This is a genomic window from Ferviditalea candida (assembly GCF_035282765.1).
In the GTDB taxonomy this organism is placed as follows: domain Bacteria; phylum Bacillota; class Bacilli; order Paenibacillales; family KCTC-25726; genus Ferviditalea; species Ferviditalea candida.
In genome coordinates this window covers 46,791-61,694 of sequence record NZ_JAYJLD010000006.1, presented here as the reverse complement: position 1 = coordinate 61,694, position 14,904 = coordinate 46,791, and the positions used below count along the sequence as shown (strand labels likewise).

The 14,904-nt window shown below is 49.5% G+C and carries 14 protein-coding genes; all 14 read left to right on the top strand.

What is annotated here, in order from left to right:
• Positions 1 to 64: 64 nt before the first annotated feature.
• The 14 genes from dprA (at position 65) to fliI (ending at position 14,898) form a co-directional block, all read left to right on the top strand.
• Entirely contained in the window at positions 65 to 1,153 is a 1,089-nt protein-coding gene (gene dprA / locus VF724_RS05855) for a DNA-processing protein DprA (RefSeq protein WP_371753292.1), read from the top strand.
• Between the two features lie 24 nt (positions 1,154 to 1,177).
• On the top strand, positions 1,178 to 3,268 hold the full coding sequence (gene topA, locus VF724_RS05850) for a type I DNA topoisomerase (protein ID WP_371753291.1): 2,091 nt from the start codon (positions 1,178 to 1,180) through the stop codon (positions 3,266 to 3,268).
• 135 nt (positions 3,269 to 3,403) lie between these two features.
• Positions 3,404 to 4,732 carry an FADH(2)-oxidizing methylenetetrahydrofolate--tRNA-(uracil(54)-C(5))-methyltransferase TrmFO gene (gene trmFO / locus VF724_RS05845; protein ID WP_371753290.1) on the top strand — a complete coding sequence of 443 codons (1,329 nt, stop codon included), beginning with the start codon at positions 3,404 to 3,406 and terminating at the stop codon, positions 4,730 to 4,732.
• Positions 4,733 to 4,809: 77 nt separating this feature from the next.
• The gene (xerC, locus tag VF724_RS05840) at positions 4,810 to 5,691 is read left to right on the top strand and encodes a tyrosine recombinase XerC (RefSeq protein WP_371753385.1); all 882 of its coding nucleotides are present in this window, start codon (positions 4,810 to 4,812) and stop codon (positions 5,689 to 5,691) included.
• Positions 5,692 to 5,715: 24 nt separating this feature from the next.
• Positions 5,716 to 6,261, top strand: a complete 546-nt coding sequence (hslV, locus tag VF724_RS05835; protein WP_371753289.1) for an ATP-dependent protease subunit HslV — start codon at positions 5,716 to 5,718, stop codon at positions 6,259 to 6,261.
• A 32-nt stretch (positions 6,262 to 6,293) separates the two neighbouring features.
• Positions 6,294 to 7,688: an ATP-dependent protease ATPase subunit HslU gene (gene hslU / locus VF724_RS05830; RefSeq protein ID WP_371753288.1), complete on the top strand. Its 1,395-nt coding sequence runs from the start codon at positions 6,294 to 6,296 to the stop codon at positions 7,686 to 7,688.
• A 108-nt stretch (positions 7,689 to 7,796) separates the two neighbouring features.
• Positions 7,797 to 8,576 (top strand): GTP-sensing pleiotropic transcriptional regulator CodY, encoded by a 780-nt coding sequence (gene codY, locus VF724_RS05825; RefSeq protein WP_371753287.1) that lies wholly within the window; start codon positions 7,797 to 7,799, stop codon positions 8,574 to 8,576.
• 318 nt (positions 8,577 to 8,894) lie between these two features.
• A complete protein-coding gene (gene flgB / locus VF724_RS05820) occupies positions 8,895 to 9,311 on the top strand; it encodes a flagellar basal body rod protein FlgB (protein ID WP_371753286.1) in 417 nt (138 codons plus the stop codon).
• 6 nt (positions 9,312 to 9,317) lie between these two features.
• Positions 9,318 to 9,767, top strand: a complete 450-nt coding sequence (gene flgC / locus VF724_RS05815) for a flagellar basal body rod protein FlgC (protein WP_371753384.1) — start codon at positions 9,318 to 9,320, stop codon at positions 9,765 to 9,767.
• A 75-nt stretch (positions 9,768 to 9,842) separates the two neighbouring features.
• On the top strand, positions 9,843 to 10,100 hold the full coding sequence (gene fliE / locus VF724_RS05810) for a flagellar hook-basal body complex protein FliE (RefSeq protein ID WP_503473102.1): 258 nt from the start codon (positions 9,843 to 9,845) through the stop codon (positions 10,098 to 10,100).
• Between the two features lie 45 nt (positions 10,101 to 10,145).
• Positions 10,146 to 11,732 carry a flagellar basal-body MS-ring/collar protein FliF gene (fliF, locus tag VF724_RS05805; RefSeq protein ID WP_371753284.1) on the top strand — a complete coding sequence of 529 codons (1,587 nt, stop codon included), beginning with the start codon at positions 10,146 to 10,148 and terminating at the stop codon, positions 11,730 to 11,732.
• Positions 11,733 to 11,743: 11 nt separating this feature from the next.
• Positions 11,744 to 12,757, top strand: a complete 1,014-nt coding sequence (gene fliG, locus VF724_RS05800) for a flagellar motor switch protein FliG (protein WP_371753283.1) — start codon at positions 11,744 to 11,746, stop codon at positions 12,755 to 12,757.
• Positions 12,741 to 13,589, top strand: a complete 849-nt coding sequence (locus VF724_RS05795) for a FliH/SctL family protein (RefSeq protein WP_371753282.1) — start codon at positions 12,741 to 12,743, stop codon at positions 13,587 to 13,589. Before fliG ends, VF724_RS05795 begins: the two co-directional genes overlap by 17 nt.
• On the top strand, positions 13,579 to 14,898 hold the full coding sequence (gene fliI, locus VF724_RS05790) for a flagellar protein export ATPase FliI (RefSeq protein WP_371753281.1): 1,320 nt from the start codon (positions 13,579 to 13,581) through the stop codon (positions 14,896 to 14,898). Before VF724_RS05795 ends, fliI begins: the two co-directional genes overlap by 11 nt.
• Positions 14,899 to 14,904 lie beyond the last annotated feature (6 nt).

Below are 14,904 nucleotides of genomic sequence, written 5' to 3'. Positions count from 1 at the left end.
GAGGTTTTTTGTTTGAAACGGCGGCGGCATATATTATATTTTTAGAGAGAAGGGGAAAATGAAAATGGATGCAAGATCCATATTATTCGGTCTTCATGAATTGCCCGGTTTTGGCTGGCGAAGCATACAGAAACTGCTGCATCGTGTGCCCGATTTGACGAATTTGCTGCAGCGCGGCTGGAATCAGCAGGAACTCTCCGGTTTGCAGCCGGATAAATTAAAAGCATTAAAAGATAATTTCCACATGGATTTCGTAGCTTCCCGTTTGAACAAATATGCGGAGGCAGGCATCCGATTTGTCACCGTATTGGATGAGGCCTATCCCGCTCTGCTGAAGCAAACCGCAAAGCCTCCATGGGTGCTGTATTATCGGGGGAATGACCGCCTTCTCCAAGCTTCAGCGATCGCCGTCGTCGGTACGAGAACGCCAACTACGTATGGAAAGAAAGCCGCGGAACGGCTTTCCAGGGAATTGTCGGATGCCGGCTTGACGGTGGTCAGCGGATTGGCAAGAGGCATCGACAGCAGCGCTCATCTCGGCGCACTGCAGGGCAAAGGCTCGACGATTGCCGTGCTGGGGACGGGACCGGACATCGTTTATCCGCCCGAAAACAAGAGCCTGTATCGGGAAATTGCCGAGAAAGGATTGATTTTATCCGAATTTCCGCTTGGAACTTCGCCTCATCCCGGATTGTTTCCGCTTCGCAACCGGATTATTGCCGGAATCAGTCTGGGGACTGTAGTGGTCGAAGCCGCATTGAAAAGCGGTTCGCTGATTACGGCGGACCAGGCCTTGGAGGAATCGAGGGAGGTATTTGCCGTTCCCGGTCCGATTACTTCGCCCAAAAGCTTGGGCGCCCTGTCTCTCATCAAGCAGGGAGCCAAGCTGGTAACCGGCGCTGAGGACATTTTGGAGGAATATGGAGTGTTGCCGGCTGCGAATTCCGCTGCGGCAACGGGCTATCGGAATACTTCCATGCGGACTGAAGAAGAGCGTCTGATTCTCGGTTTGATGAGGGAAGAACCGATCTCTTTTGACGATTTATTGGAAAGAAGTCATTTCCAGTTTGGACATTTGCATTCAGTTCTGTTATCTTTACTAATGAAAAAAGAGATTGAACAATTGCCGGGTTCAATGTATGTGATATTATGATGATCATGAGGAGGGGACGAACCTGTGGCGGATTCATTAGTCATTGTCGAGTCACCGGCTAAAGCAAAAACGATCAGCAAGTACTTGGGAAATAAATTCATAGTTAAAGCTTCCATGGGTCACATCCGCGATCTTCCGAAAAGCCAAATCGGCGTTGAGGTCGAAAGGAATTTTGAACCGAAGTATATCACGATTCGGGGCAAGGGCTCGATTCTTAAGGAACTTAAGGATGCCAGCAAAAAAGTGAAGAACATTTATCTGGCCGCTGACCCTGATCGCGAAGGAGAAGCCATCGCATGGCATCTGGCACATTATTTGGAAGTGGAGCAGGACCAGCCCTGCCGGGTCGTGTTTAACGAAATTACCAAGCAGGCGGTCAGGGATGCATTCAAATCGCCCCGCCAAATCAATATGGATCTGGTCAACGCGCAGCAGGCGAGAAGGATTTTGGACCGGCTGGTGGGTTATAAAATCAGTCCCCTGCTGTGGAAAAAAGTAAAAAAGGGCTTGTCCGCGGGCAGGGTGCAGTCGGTAGCGGTCAAACTCATCTACGACAGGGAAAATGAAATCAAAAAATTCATTCCCGAAGAATATTGGACCATCACAGCCAAATTATCCTCCGGCGGCTCCGGATTTGAAGCGAAATTTTACGGAATCGGTGGCGAAAAGAAGGATCTCCATAATGAGCGGGAGGTCAAAGAAATTCTTGCTCTAATCGGCAACGCGGCTTATACGGTGGGGGAGGTAAAAGAGCGCGAGCGTCTCAGAAATCCGTCGCCTCCGTTCATTACAAGCTCGCTGCAGCAGGAAGCGGCGAGAAAGTTGAATTTCCGCGCCCACAAAACAATGTCCGTCGCACAGCAGCTTTATGAAGGCGTCGATTTGGGCAAGCAAGGAACTCTGGGGCTGATCACTTATATGCGTACGGATTCCACGCGGATTTCTCCGGTTGCGCAAGAAGAGGCCCGAAACTTCATTATTGACAAATACGGCGAAAAATACATCCCGGCAACCCCCCGCAATTATTTGAAAAAAGGGGCAAACGCGCAGGATGCGCATGAAGCCATCCGGCCGACTTCGGCGGCGCTCGAACCGGAACAAGTCAAGCCGCATTTGAGCCGCGACCAATATCGCCTGTACAAACTGATTTGGGAACGTTTCTTGGCCAGCCAGATGGCTTCAGCCGTCTTGGATACGGTTGCGGTCGATATCCAGGCCGGCAGCGTCACATTCAAAGCGAACGGCTCCACCGTAAAATTTCCCGGCTTCATGAAGCTGTATGTAGAAGGGAATGACGATGATACCGTGGAAGAAGACAAACTGCTTCCGCCGCTTAAGACCGGAGACCGGCTGGAGAACCTCGGAATCGATCCGAAGCAGCACTTCACCCAACCGCCGCCAAGGTATACCGAAGCTAGGCTGGTCAAGGTTTTAGAGGAATTGGGGATCGGCAGACCGAGCACCTATGCCCCCACCTTGGAAACCATTCAAAAGCGCGGTTACGTGGCTATGGAGGAAAAGAAATTTTTCCCGACGGAGCTGGGAGAATTGGTCATTCAATTGATGGAGGAATTTTTCCCGGAAATCATCAATGTGGAATTTACGGCTCGCATGGAGGATGAATTGGACCAAGTGGAAGAAGGGCGGGAAAATTGGGTGCAGGTCTTGGATTCCTTCTATCAAACCTTTGAAAAACGGCTGACCGTCGCCGAAGAGGAAATGAAGGAAATTGAAATTCAAGACGAGGTTTCCGATGAAGTCTGTGAAAAATGCGGAAGTCCGATGGTTTATAAAATGGGCCGATTCGGCAAATTCCTTGCTTGCTCCGGGTTTCCCGAATGCCGAAATACGAAACCGATTGTGAAGGATATCGGAGTAACATGCCCGCAATGCGGAAATGGAAAAATCGTGGAACGGCGCAGCAAAAAAGGACGGATCTTTTACGGCTGCGACCAGTATCCGACATGCGATTTTGTCTCCTGGGACAAACCGTCGGGTAAGCCGTGCCCGAACTGCGGATCTCTGATGGTGGTGAAAAAGAGCAGGAACAACGAGCAAATCCAGTGCACCAAATGCGATTACAAAGAAGACGTTCAAGAAGAAGCGCAAGCATAGAGAAACAGAGACGTCCCATGCCATTTCCATGGCACCAGCGGATGATGAAAACGGCACGCGACGCGTCCTCGAAGAATTCGCATTGAATTGTTATTTTGGCGGAAGCGAATTTTCAAGATAGATGGAGGTTTACCAGTGACTGAAACGCAAAAAGTGACTGTCATCGGCGCGGGGCTGGCGGGCAGCGAGGCGGCGTGGCAGATTGCCAGCAGGGGAGTTTCCGTCGTATTGTATGAGATGCGGCCGTTGCGTAAAACGCCTGCCCATCATACCGAACGATTTGCCGAATTGGTATGCAGCAATTCGCTGCGCGCCAACGGACTGACCAATGCGGTCGGGGTGCTCAAGGAAGAGATGCGGCAGTTGAATTCGCTGATCATGCAAAGCGCAGACCGCAATGCCGTTCCTGCCGGCGGGGCGCTGGCCGTGGACCGGGAGTCGTTCTCCTCGGATGTGACCGAAGCGCTGCGTAATCACCCGTTGATTGAGGTGAGGAATGAAGAGGTAACCCGCATACCCGACGGGATTGCGGTCGTGGCGACCGGACCGCTGACTTCGCCCGCATTGTCCGAGCATCTTCAGGAGTGGATCGGCGAAGAGTATTTGTATTTTTTTGACGCGGCGGCCCCGATTGTAGAGAAGGATTCAATTGATATGAGCAAGGTTTATCTGGCCTCGAGATATGATAAAGGAGAGGCATCCTATATTAATTGCCCGATGACTGAAGAAGAGTTCGATGCATTTTACGAGGCGTTGGTCAGCGCTGAAACCGTGCCTGTCAAGGATTTTGAAAAAGAAATTTACTTTGAGGGCTGCATGCCGATTGAAGTGATGGCCAAACGCGGCAAACAAACCGTGCTGTTTGGTCCGATGAAGCCCGTGGGACTGATTGATCCGAGAACGGGCAAAATTCCTTTTGCCGTCGTTCAGTTGAGACAGGATAATGCCGCAGGCACCCTGTATAACCTGGTCGGATTTCAAACCCATTTGAAGTGGGGCGAACAAAAGCGGGTTTTTTCCTTGATTCCGGGCTTGGAGGGGGCGGAGTTTGTCCGTTACGGGGTGATGCACCGCAATACGTTCATCAACTCTCCGAAGCTGTTGGAGCCGACCTACCAATCCAAAAAAAGAAGCAATCTGTTTTTTGCCGGGCAGATGACAGGAGTAGAAGGGTATGTGGAATCAGCTGCTGCAGGCTTGATTGCAGGCTTCAATGCCGCCAGATTGGCGATGGGAGAATCATGCGTCGTATTCCCTAATGAAACGGCGATCGGCAGCATGGCGTATTATATTACAACGGCAGATCCCGCAAACTTTCAGCCGATGAACGCCAATTTCGGATTGTTCCCGCCGCTTGAAACGAAAATTCGCAATAAAAAATTGAAAAATGAACGTATTGCGCAGCGGGCATTGGAATCTATTCAGAATTTTCAAAAGAATTTCACAATTGAAACTTGTAAATAAAACCTGTACTATGATACGATAAGATTGTTCTAGAAATCGGCAAAGATCGACGAGGGTGGCGAAAACGCGTGTTGGAAATGCAGGTGGAACGTTTTCTCCGGCATCTTCAAGCCGAGAAGAACGCCTCAAATCATACATTGAATAACTACGACCATGATCTCAGGCAATTCGTAGACTTTTTGAGGCGGCGGGATATCACGGATTTTGCTGCCGTTTCCCATGTGCTCGTACGGACCTTTCTGGCTGAACTTCACGCAAAGGAGTACGCCAAGCGCAGTGTCGCAAGAAAATTGTCGGTATTGCGCTCCTTGTACTTGTTTCTGCTTCGGGAAGCGGATATTGAAGCCAGTCCCTTCAGCTTCATCCGCACGCCCAAGCTGGAAAAAAAACTGCCGAAGTTTCTATATATTGAAGAAATGCGTTCTCTTCTTCTCACTCCTGACGTCACCATACCGATCGGCTTGAGGGACGCGGCCATGCTTGAAACCTTGTACGCTGGCGGCATGCGGGTTGGTGAGCTGGTCAACCTCAATCTCCAATCGGTCGATTTGGAGCGGGGCATTGCCTTGGTATTCGGAAAAGGCGCCAAAGAAAGGTATGTCCCTTTGGGTGATTACGCGGTATCGGCCATCCGGGACTATTTATTGCGGGGAAGACCGGAACTGGCTAAGCGCAGTGACGAAAAAGCATTATTCCTGAATTATCGGGGAGGCCGATTGTCCGATCGCAGCGTCAGGCGGGTGCTGGATAAATATATTGACCAACTGGCTGGAATCAAGAAAATCAGCCCGCATACGATAAGGCACACATTTGCAACCCATATGCTGGAAGCGGGCGCCGATTTGCGTTCCGTTCAGGAATTGCTCGGCCATGCCAACATTTCCACGACACAGATCTATACCCATGTGACCAAAGACCATCTTCAATCCATTTATAACCGGGCGCATCCCAGAGCATGACATGGAGAAAGGAAGGATTCCGACTTGAGCTACTCGTTTCACGCTACAACGATTTTCGCCATCCGTCATAATGGAAAAGGGGCAATTGCCGGGGACGGACAGGTCACTTTCGGGAACAGTATGGTCATGAAACATCAGGCCAAAAAAGTGAGAAGGCTGTACAGGGGCAGGGTGATTGCCGGATTTGCCGGCTCTGTCGCCGATGCCATTACGCTGTTTGAGAAGTTTGAAGGAAAGCTTGAGGAGCATCACGGAAATCTTCAGCGGGCTGCGGTCGAACTGGCGAAAGATTGGCGTCAGGACAGGGTGCTGCGCAAATTGGAAGCGATGATGATTGTTATGGATCAGCAAGGTTTGCTGCTGGTTTCCGGAAACGGTGAAATCATTGAGCCTGACGACGGCATTCTGGCGATCGGTTCCGGAGGGAGTTTCGCCTTGGCGGCTGGAAGGGCGCTGAAAAGACACGCCGCTCAAATGGATGCGAAAGAGATTGCCCGGGCCGCTTTGGAGATCGCCTCGGAAATTTGCGTATACACCAACAACCAGATTATCGTTGAGGAACTTGATTAATGGATTGGAATCAACATAAAGGAGGATCAAACTTGAGACAAGAAGCGCTGACCCCGAGACAAATCGTCAAGGAGCTGGACAAATACATTGTCGGCCAGCAGGATGCAAAAAAATCGGTAGCCGTGGCTTTGCGGAATCGTTACCGCCGCAGCCTGCTAGAAGAGTCGATGCGCGACGAAATTGTCCCGAAAAACATTCTGATGATCGGTCCGACCGGTGTCGGAAAGACGGAAATCGCGAGAAGGCTTGCCAAACTGGTAAACGCTCCTTTTGTCAAGGTCGAAGCGACCAAGTTTACAGAGATCGGTTATGTCGGCAGAGATGTGGAATCGATGGTGAGGGATCTGGTGGAGACCGCCATCCGCATGGTCAAAACGGAAAAGACCGAAAAAGTCAAGGATCGCGCGGAGACTCTCGCCAACGAAAGATTAGTGTCGCTTATGGTTCCTTCTGCGGCCAAGCAAAAAAATCACCGAAATCCTCTGGAAATGCTGTTTGGAGGCCAGTCGCAGGACAACGACGATACGGAGGAAATGGACCAGCAGGTCCAAGAAAAACGATCGAAGGTCATTCAAAAACTGCGCAACGGGGAGCTTGAGAACGAGGTCGTCGAGATTGAGGTGGAAGACAGCTCTCCGTCGATGTTCGAGATGTTTTCGGGACAGGGCAACGAGCAAATCGGCATGAATATGCAGGAGTTGTTCGGCAATATTCTTCCCAAAAAGATGAAAAAGCGCAAGCTGGCGGTGAAGGACGCCAGAAAAGTGTTGATTCAAGAAGAAGCGCAGCGCTTGATCGACATGGATGAGGTCATTCAGGAATCGATCGAGCGGGCGGAACAGACCGGCATCATTTTTATTGATGAAATCGATAAAATTGCCAACGCCGGCAAGGGCTCCGGACCCGATGTGTCGCGTGAAGGGGTGCAGCGTGACATTCTGCCGATCGTTGAAGGATCGACGGTCATGTCCAAATATGGGGCCGTGAAAACCGACCATGTCCTTTTTATTGCAGCCGGGGCGTTCCATCTTGCCAAACCGTCCGATTTGATTCCGGAACTTCAGGGCCGTTTTCCGATCCGGGTAGAGTTGAGCAATTTGTCCATGGAAGATTTCATTTCCATCCTTAAGGAGCCCAAAAACGCTTTGACGAAGCAGTATACCGCGCTTTTGGAGACAGAAGGAATCCAAGTCACATTTTCCGATGAAGCGATCAAAGAAATTGCCAAAATAGCGGTGGAGGTTAATCAGAACACGGAGAATATCGGTGCGCGGCGGCTTCATACGATTCTTGAAAAACTGCTTGAGGATTTGTCGTTCGAAGCGCCTGAGTTAAATTTGGACGCCTTCATCATAACGCCTGAATATGTCAGGGAAAAGCTTGAAAATATATCCCAAAACAGGGATTTAAGCCAATATATCCTATAGTTCACACGGCAGAAACAAAGCCCCGGCTTAAACCGGAAGGCGGTGGATGCTGCACATAAAAAATAGGCTGGTCATAGAACCGGCCGCTATTTTCGGGAGGCAGTGGACATGAATCTATTAGCAAAAACAAGAACCTTGAACAAACTTCTGCAAAAAGCTGCGGGACATCACTTGAATTTCATGGAAATGTCCGATGTTCTAAGCAAGACGATCAACGCCAATGTGTTTGTCATCAGCAGAAAAGGGAAAATTCTGGGCTATGCAACGGCCAATCCCTTTGATGTCTCCGCCGGTCAAAAGATGTTGATGAGCAGTCGGCGCATTTCCGCGGAACACAACCGAGTTCTGCTGCAAATCTCGGAAACGAGCTCCAATCGGGAAAGCGACAGCCCTTATCACGCTTTCGTGGAACAAATCAGTCCGGTTTTTGAGCATTCGTTTGTAACTATCGTCCCAATTGTCGGCGGCGGAGACAGGTTGGGGACGTTGGTCATCTCCAGAACCGAAGGCGAATTCATCGAGGATGACTTAATCCTTGCCGAGTACGGTTCGACAATCGTCGGAGTGGAAATTTTGCGGATGCGGGGAGAAGAAATCGAGGAAGAGGCCAGAAGTAAGGCTGTCGTATCCGTTGCGGTCGGGTCTCTTTCGTTCAGCGAACTGGAGGCCGTTGAGCATATTTTTGAAGAACTGAAAGGCAAGGAAGGTCTTTTGGTTGCCAGCAAAATTGCCGATCGTGTGGGAATCACGCGTTCCGTAATCGTCAATGCCCTTCGAAAGCTGGAAAGCGCGGGCGTTATCGAAACCCGGTCATTGGGCATGAAGGGAACGTATATCAGGATCTTGATTCCCCAGCTCATGGAAGAACTCGAGAAAGTCAAAGTTTAAGGGCTCGCGTTGAGTTATTTCATCGCGATGTCTAAATTCCAATGCTTTCGTTTGTTACAAGCCCTGTCTTGATTTCGGGATAGGGCTTTTTTCATATTTTTCCTAGCCTTCTCATGCCTTCAAGATAGTGCTTTTTTCTTATTGTAATTTGATGTCGGCTATTTGATCATAGGATAGTGGATAAATTATCAAATTTCATCATGATTTAACACGAACTTGCAGTTGATTTGTAAGATTTTTGTCGAATCAAGGAGGAAATTCGAACGTCCTTGTTGAATAGAAAGTTTAGGAAATAAGTGATGAAAGTAGGAGTGACGAATGTCATTGTTCGAAAACTTGACCTTCAACGTGCTGGAGCGCTCGCTGGATGCAGCCGCACTGAGGCAGAAAGTGATTTCAAACAATATCGCCAATGTCGATACACCGCAATTCAAAAGATCCGATGTCCAGTTTGAGGACCTGCTGAAAAAAGAATTGCAGCAATCCTCCATGACCTTTTCCGGATATCGCACAGATCCCCGGCATATTCAAATTGGCAGCAGTGCTCCATCCGAGATTGTTCAGCCTGCGGTGGTAACTGATGAGCATTCCGCAATGAACAACAATAACAATAATGTGGATATCGATGCGGAGATGGCATCCATGGCCAAAAATCAGCTGAGCTACAATGTATTGATTCAGCAAACGAATCATGAACTGAAGCAGCTTCGTATTGCAATTTCCCAAGGAAGGTGATAATTGATGCGATTGGCGAACGGTTTTGACATCAGCGCCTCAGCACTGACGGCCCAAAGACTGCGCATGGATGTAATCTCTTCGAATATTGCCAATGCGAATTCAACCCGCGGCAAGCTGGTAAATGGAAAATGGATTCCTTATGCGAGGAAGATTGTCGTGATGGAGCCTTATAAGCCGTCCTCCTTCCAAGGTGCTTTGAATAGGGCAATGGGCGCACAGATTGGTGAAGGTGTAAAAGTAACGCGGATTATGGAAGATCAAACGTCATTTAAACGGGTCTATAATCCCAACCATCCGGATGCGGATGCTGAGGGGTATGTATTGCTGCCCAATGTGGATACCTTGAAAGAAATGGTGGATATGATGGATGCCACTAGGGCGTACGAGGCGAATGTCACGACCCTCAATGCAACTAAAGCGATGATGAACAAGGCGCTGGAAATCGGCAGGTAATGATTGAAAGGGGGCCTATAGGTGATTGATATAACTTCAATACCTTCCTTGAAAACAGCAAATATTGGAACGAAGGTGAACGCTTCCGGAAGCGGAGCGGGAACGGATGTTTCCAAGCAATTCGGAGACTTTCTGAATCAAGCCATCACTAAATTAAACGATCAGCAAACGACTGTTCAACAGCTGACCGAACGTTTTGCTACGGGCGACTTGCAGGATGTGCATCAATTATTGATCGCTTCTGAAAAAGCTTCTCTCGGATTAGAGCTTGCCGTACAGGTTCGGAACAAAGCGATTGAAGCTTATCAGGAAATCATGAGAATGCAAATCTGATCGCTGCAGTTTGGCTGACTAGAGAAATGTGGGTGGGGTGCAGAAGTGAATGAAACAATTGCCCGATATTGGGGGCTAACGACGCAGTATTGGAACCGATTTGAGAAAAAACAGAAGATGTATCTAATTTCTGGTGTAGCCCTTCTCCTTATAGTAATAATTATTCTTACATATATTTTTTCCAGAACTGAATATGTCGTCGCTTTTACGGACCTTGATTCGGCAGATGCGGCGGCGATTACGGGATATTTGAAAGGACAGGGAATCCCATACAAATTAAGCGCAGACGGAAAAAGCATCGGCGTACCCCAAACCAATGCGACTGACGTGAAAATCAATGTGGAATCTCAGGGGCTGATGAAAAATGGTTCCCTCGGTTACGGGATTTTTCGGGACAATATTTCTTCCTTGGGCATGACGGATAATGAATTTAATATTTTGAGCTTGGATGCCAAGGCCGGTGAAATCCAGCAGATCATTAATTCGATGAATGGCGTGGTCAGCTCGAAGGTGCTGATTAACCTGGCTCAACAAAGCGTATTTGCGAGTGATCAAAAGGATCAATCCTCAGCATCCGTCGTCATCCGTTTCAAAGCGGGATACAGGCCGGACCAGCACCAAATCGATACGATTTACAATCTGGTCTCCCACAGTGTCCCGAGTCTTCCGCTTGAAAACATTACGATTTCCGATCAGAATGGGGAGTTTTCGCCTTCCTCCTTGGTAAACGGAGGGGCTGAAAATACGGCAACCTTGGCTTCCCAGCAGTTTCAAATCAAAAAACAATACGAGGATGACATCCGCAAAAATGTGAAAGATCTGTTGGGGACGATCATCGGTTCCGATAAAGTGGTCGTAAGTGTCGTGTCTTCGCTGAATTTCGACAAGAAAAACAGTACGCAATCGCTGGTTACGCCTGTGAATACGGTTGACCAAAAAGGGATCGAGATCAGTGTTGAAAAGATCCAAAAATCGTATTCCAGCGACGGAGGAGCCGCAGCCGGAGGGGTTCCTGGAACCGGAACGAATGATATACCAGGGTATCCGACTTCATCCAACAACGGAAAATCGAACTCCGAGGAAAACCAGGATAGAGTGAATTATGAAGTCAACCGGATTTCCAATCAGATTGCTTCAAGTCCTTATCAAGTGAAGGATTTGACGATCAATGTGGCTGTGGATCCGCCGGTTAAGAATAATCCGAATTCCTTGACGCCCGAACTGCAGGATGCGATCAAGCGAATTTTGATGAACATCGTGGCAGCTTCGTTGGCCGACAGCGGACAAACCCTGACCGATCAGGAGCTGGGCAAAAAAGTGCTGGTGCTCGCGCACACGTTTGACGGAAGAACGGAGCCTCCCGCACCGAGCTTGTTGAATAATCCGTGGGTTTATGGGGGTGCTGCTTTGGCGCTCGCGGCAGCCTTCACCGCCGGTTTTCTGGTGTTTAGAAGAAGAAAACAACGATTGCTGGAAGAAGAAACCGCAGCAGTGCCTCAGGTCCAATTTCCTACGTTGGATATCGATCAAGTATCCAGCGAAAGCCAAGTCCGAAAGCAGTTGGAAACTCTGGCGAAGAAGAAGCCTGGAGAGTTTGTAGAGCTGCTTCGCACGTGGCTGGTTGAAGAATAGGGGGGCCATTCATGGTAAAGTTGCAACAGGGCTTGACAGGAAGACAAAAAGCAGCCATCCTGCTGATTACTTTAGGGCCGGAAATTTCCGCACAGATATTCAAGCACTTGCATGATGACGAAATCGAACAGCTGACTCTGGAAATTGCCAATGTCAGGAAAGTCGACAGCTCCGAAAGAGAGTCGATTTTGAATGAATTTCACCAGATCTGCTTGGCTCAGGAATACATCTCGCAGGGCGGCATCACATATGCAAAAGAAATATTGGATCGGGCGCTCGGATCGCAAAGAGCGGTGGATATTCTCAACCGTTTGACTGCCACGCTTCAGGTCAGGCCCTTTGATTTTGCCCGAAAAGCGGATCCTGCGCAAATTCTGAACTTTATTCAAAATGAAAATCCGCAGACGATCGCATTGGTTTTATCCTACTTGCAGCCGGATCAGTCAGCGGTGATTCTTTCGTCGCTCCCGCAGGAAATCCAAGCGGACGTGGCCAAGCGCATTGCGCTTATGGACAGCACCTTGCCCGAAGTCATCACTCAGGTCGAGCGCATTCTCGAACAGAAGCTGTCGGCCACAGTTACGCAGGACTATACGTCGGCGGGCGGAATCGAATCGATCGTGCAGATATTGAATGGCGTCGATCGCGGCACCGAAAGGACGATTCTCGATTCGCTGGAGATTCAGGATCCCGAGCTGGCGGAAGAGATCAAGAAGCGGATGTTTGTATTTGAGGATATAGTTAATTTGGACAACCGGTCAATACAGCGGATCATTCGCGATATCGAAAACGCCGATTTGCAGCTTGCGCTTAAGGTGGCCAGCGATGAAGTCCGGGAATCGATTTTCCGCAATATGTCCAAACGAATGGCTGAAACCTTCAAAGAAGAGATGGAGTATATGGGACCGGTTCGTCTTCGCGATGTTGAAGAGGCCCAGACACGGATTGTTTCCACGATCCGCCGTTTGGAGGAATCAGGTGAAATTATCATAGCCCGCGGCGGAGGAGATGATATCATTGTCTAGGTTGATCAAATCTTCCCACTACATCGCCCTGGATGATTTGAAGCTGATCGAAGTTATTCAGCAGACGCCAAATGTGGATATGAAAGGTTTTAGTCAACCGGATAACAGTCTTTTTGCAGAACAGCAAATCGAAATAAGTCAAGCCAATATCCTGAAGGAACAGATTTTGAGAGATGCTGAACAGGCGGCGGAGGAGCAAATCCGAGCTGCTATGGAAGAAGCAGCCTTTCTGAAGGAACAGACCAGTCAAGAGATCGAACGGTGGTGGGACGATCGGCGCTCTCAGGACGAACAGGCCGTTGCCGAGGCCCGTTCCGCCGGATATGCGCAAGGCTATCAAGAAGGTTTGGAGAACGCTGAGGCGGATATCAGGACACAGTATGCTTTTATGATTGAAGAAGCGGGACAAGTGCTTCTGCAGGCTTATGCCGCAAGAGATGAAATCATTCAGGGAGCGGAACCGTTTCTCGTGGATTTGAGCTGTTCCATCGCCGGAAAGATTGTTCATCAACAATTGACGATTTCGCGGGATTTGGTCCTTGAAATGATCAAAAAGGCGCTGTCGCGGAAGAAGCAAAAAGGCACCGTCGTTCTCTGCGTAGCTCCGGAGCAGTTTTCATTTGTTCAGGATGCTTATAAAGAGCTGGCGCTTGTTGTAGATTCCCAGGCAGAGCTGCAAATTCTGCCCGATTCCGGCATAAAGGATCACGGATGCGTGATTCGAACCTCCTTCGGAAGCATCGATGCGAGAGTTGAGACCCAGCTCTCGGAAATAAAAACCGCCCTTTTGAAAATTGCCGAACAAAGCGGGGATTTGCTTCATGAAGATTAAACTTCCCGGTGTCGGGAAATACCTGGATATGCTTCATAAGCTTGAGCCGCTGCGATTTAACGGAAAAGTTACCCGGATCATCGGTCTTACCGTGGAATCCGAGGGACCGGATGCCAGCATCGGGGACGTTTGCTATATTTATCCCGGCAAATCGGGCAGTCCGATTTTGTCCGAAGTCGTTGGATTTCGCGACAACAAAGTCATTCTGATGCCGCTGGGCGACCTTCATTCCATCGGCCCCGGCTGCGAAGTGGTCGGCACAGGCGAACCGTTGACCGTGTCCGTCGGACACGAGCTGCTCGGCAAGGTTTTGAACGGGCTGGGACAGCCTTTGGACGGGAGCAGGCTGTCTTCGGGGATGGTTCGCTATTCCACCTATAATGAACCGACCAATCCGTTGAAACGTCCCAGAATTCTAGAGACAATGAGTGTCGGTGTCCGCTGCATTGACGGCTTGCTGACGATTGGAAAGGGACAGCGTGTCGGTATATTTGCCGGGTCCGGTGTCGGCAAGAGCACACTGCTCGGCATGATTGCGCGCAACACTTCCGCGGATGTGAACGTGATAGCGCTGATCGGCGAAAGAGGCAGGGAAGTTCTCGATTTTATCGAGAGGGATTTGGGAGACGAGGGTCTGTCCAGATCCGTCGTGGTGGTTGCCACCTCTGATCAACCGGCGCTGATTCGCATAAAAGGCGCGCTGATTGCGACGTCGATTGCCGAATTTTTTCGGGACCGCGGCTTGAATGTGATGTTCATGATGGATTCTGTCACCCGCTACGCGATGGCCATGAGAGAAGTCGGACTAGCCGTCGGGGAGCCTCCGGCAACGCGTGGCTACACGCCTTCGGTATTTGCAAGTTTGCCAAAGCTGCTGGAGAGGGCGGGAACAGCCTCCAAAGGCTCTATCACCGCATTTTATACCGTGCTGGTGGACGGCGATGACATGAACGAACCGATCGCAGACGCAGTAAGAGGAATTTTGGACGGACATATCGTTTTGAGCCGCAATCTTGCGAGTAAAGGGCATTTTCCAGCGATTGACGTGCTGTCGAGCATCAGCCGCGTCATGAGAGATATTGCTCCGTCCGACCAACTCGCAGCGGCGGAGAAGCTGAAGCGGATGCTCTCTGTTTATAAAGATTCGGAAGACCTTATCAATATCGGGGCGTATCAGCAAGGTTCCAGTCCGGAAATCGACAGGGCGATTCGATACATGCCCTCAATATGGAATTATACAAGACAGAAAGTCGATGAAAAAGTGAACTATGCCGAGGCGCTTAGTCAGCTTATGGAGCATTTTGGATAGGAGTTG

Coding starts and splice junctions, on each gene's coding strand:
- dprA (WP_371753292.1), top strand. CDS start 65: ATGGATGCAAGATCCATATTATTCGGTCTTCATGAATTGCCCGGTTTT.
- xerC (WP_371753385.1), top strand. CDS start 4,810: ATGCAGGTGGAACGTTTTCTCCGGCATCTTCAAGCCGAGAAGAACGCC.
- codY (WP_371753287.1), top strand. CDS start 7,797: ATGAATCTATTAGCAAAAACAAGAACCTTGAACAAACTTCTGCAAAAA.
- flgB (WP_371753286.1), top strand. CDS start 8,895: ATGTCATTGTTCGAAAACTTGACCTTCAACGTGCTGGAGCGCTCGCTG.
- flgC (WP_371753384.1), top strand. CDS start 9,318: ATGCGATTGGCGAACGGTTTTGACATCAGCGCCTCAGCACTGACGGCC.
- fliG (WP_371753283.1), top strand. CDS start 11,744: ATGGTAAAGTTGCAACAGGGCTTGACAGGAAGACAAAAAGCAGCCATC.
- VF724_RS05795 (WP_371753282.1), top strand. CDS start 12,741: ATGATATCATTGTCTAGGTTGATCAAATCTTCCCACTACATCGCCCTG.
- fliI (WP_371753281.1), top strand. CDS start 13,579: ATGAAGATTAAACTTCCCGGTGTCGGGAAATACCTGGATATGCTTCAT.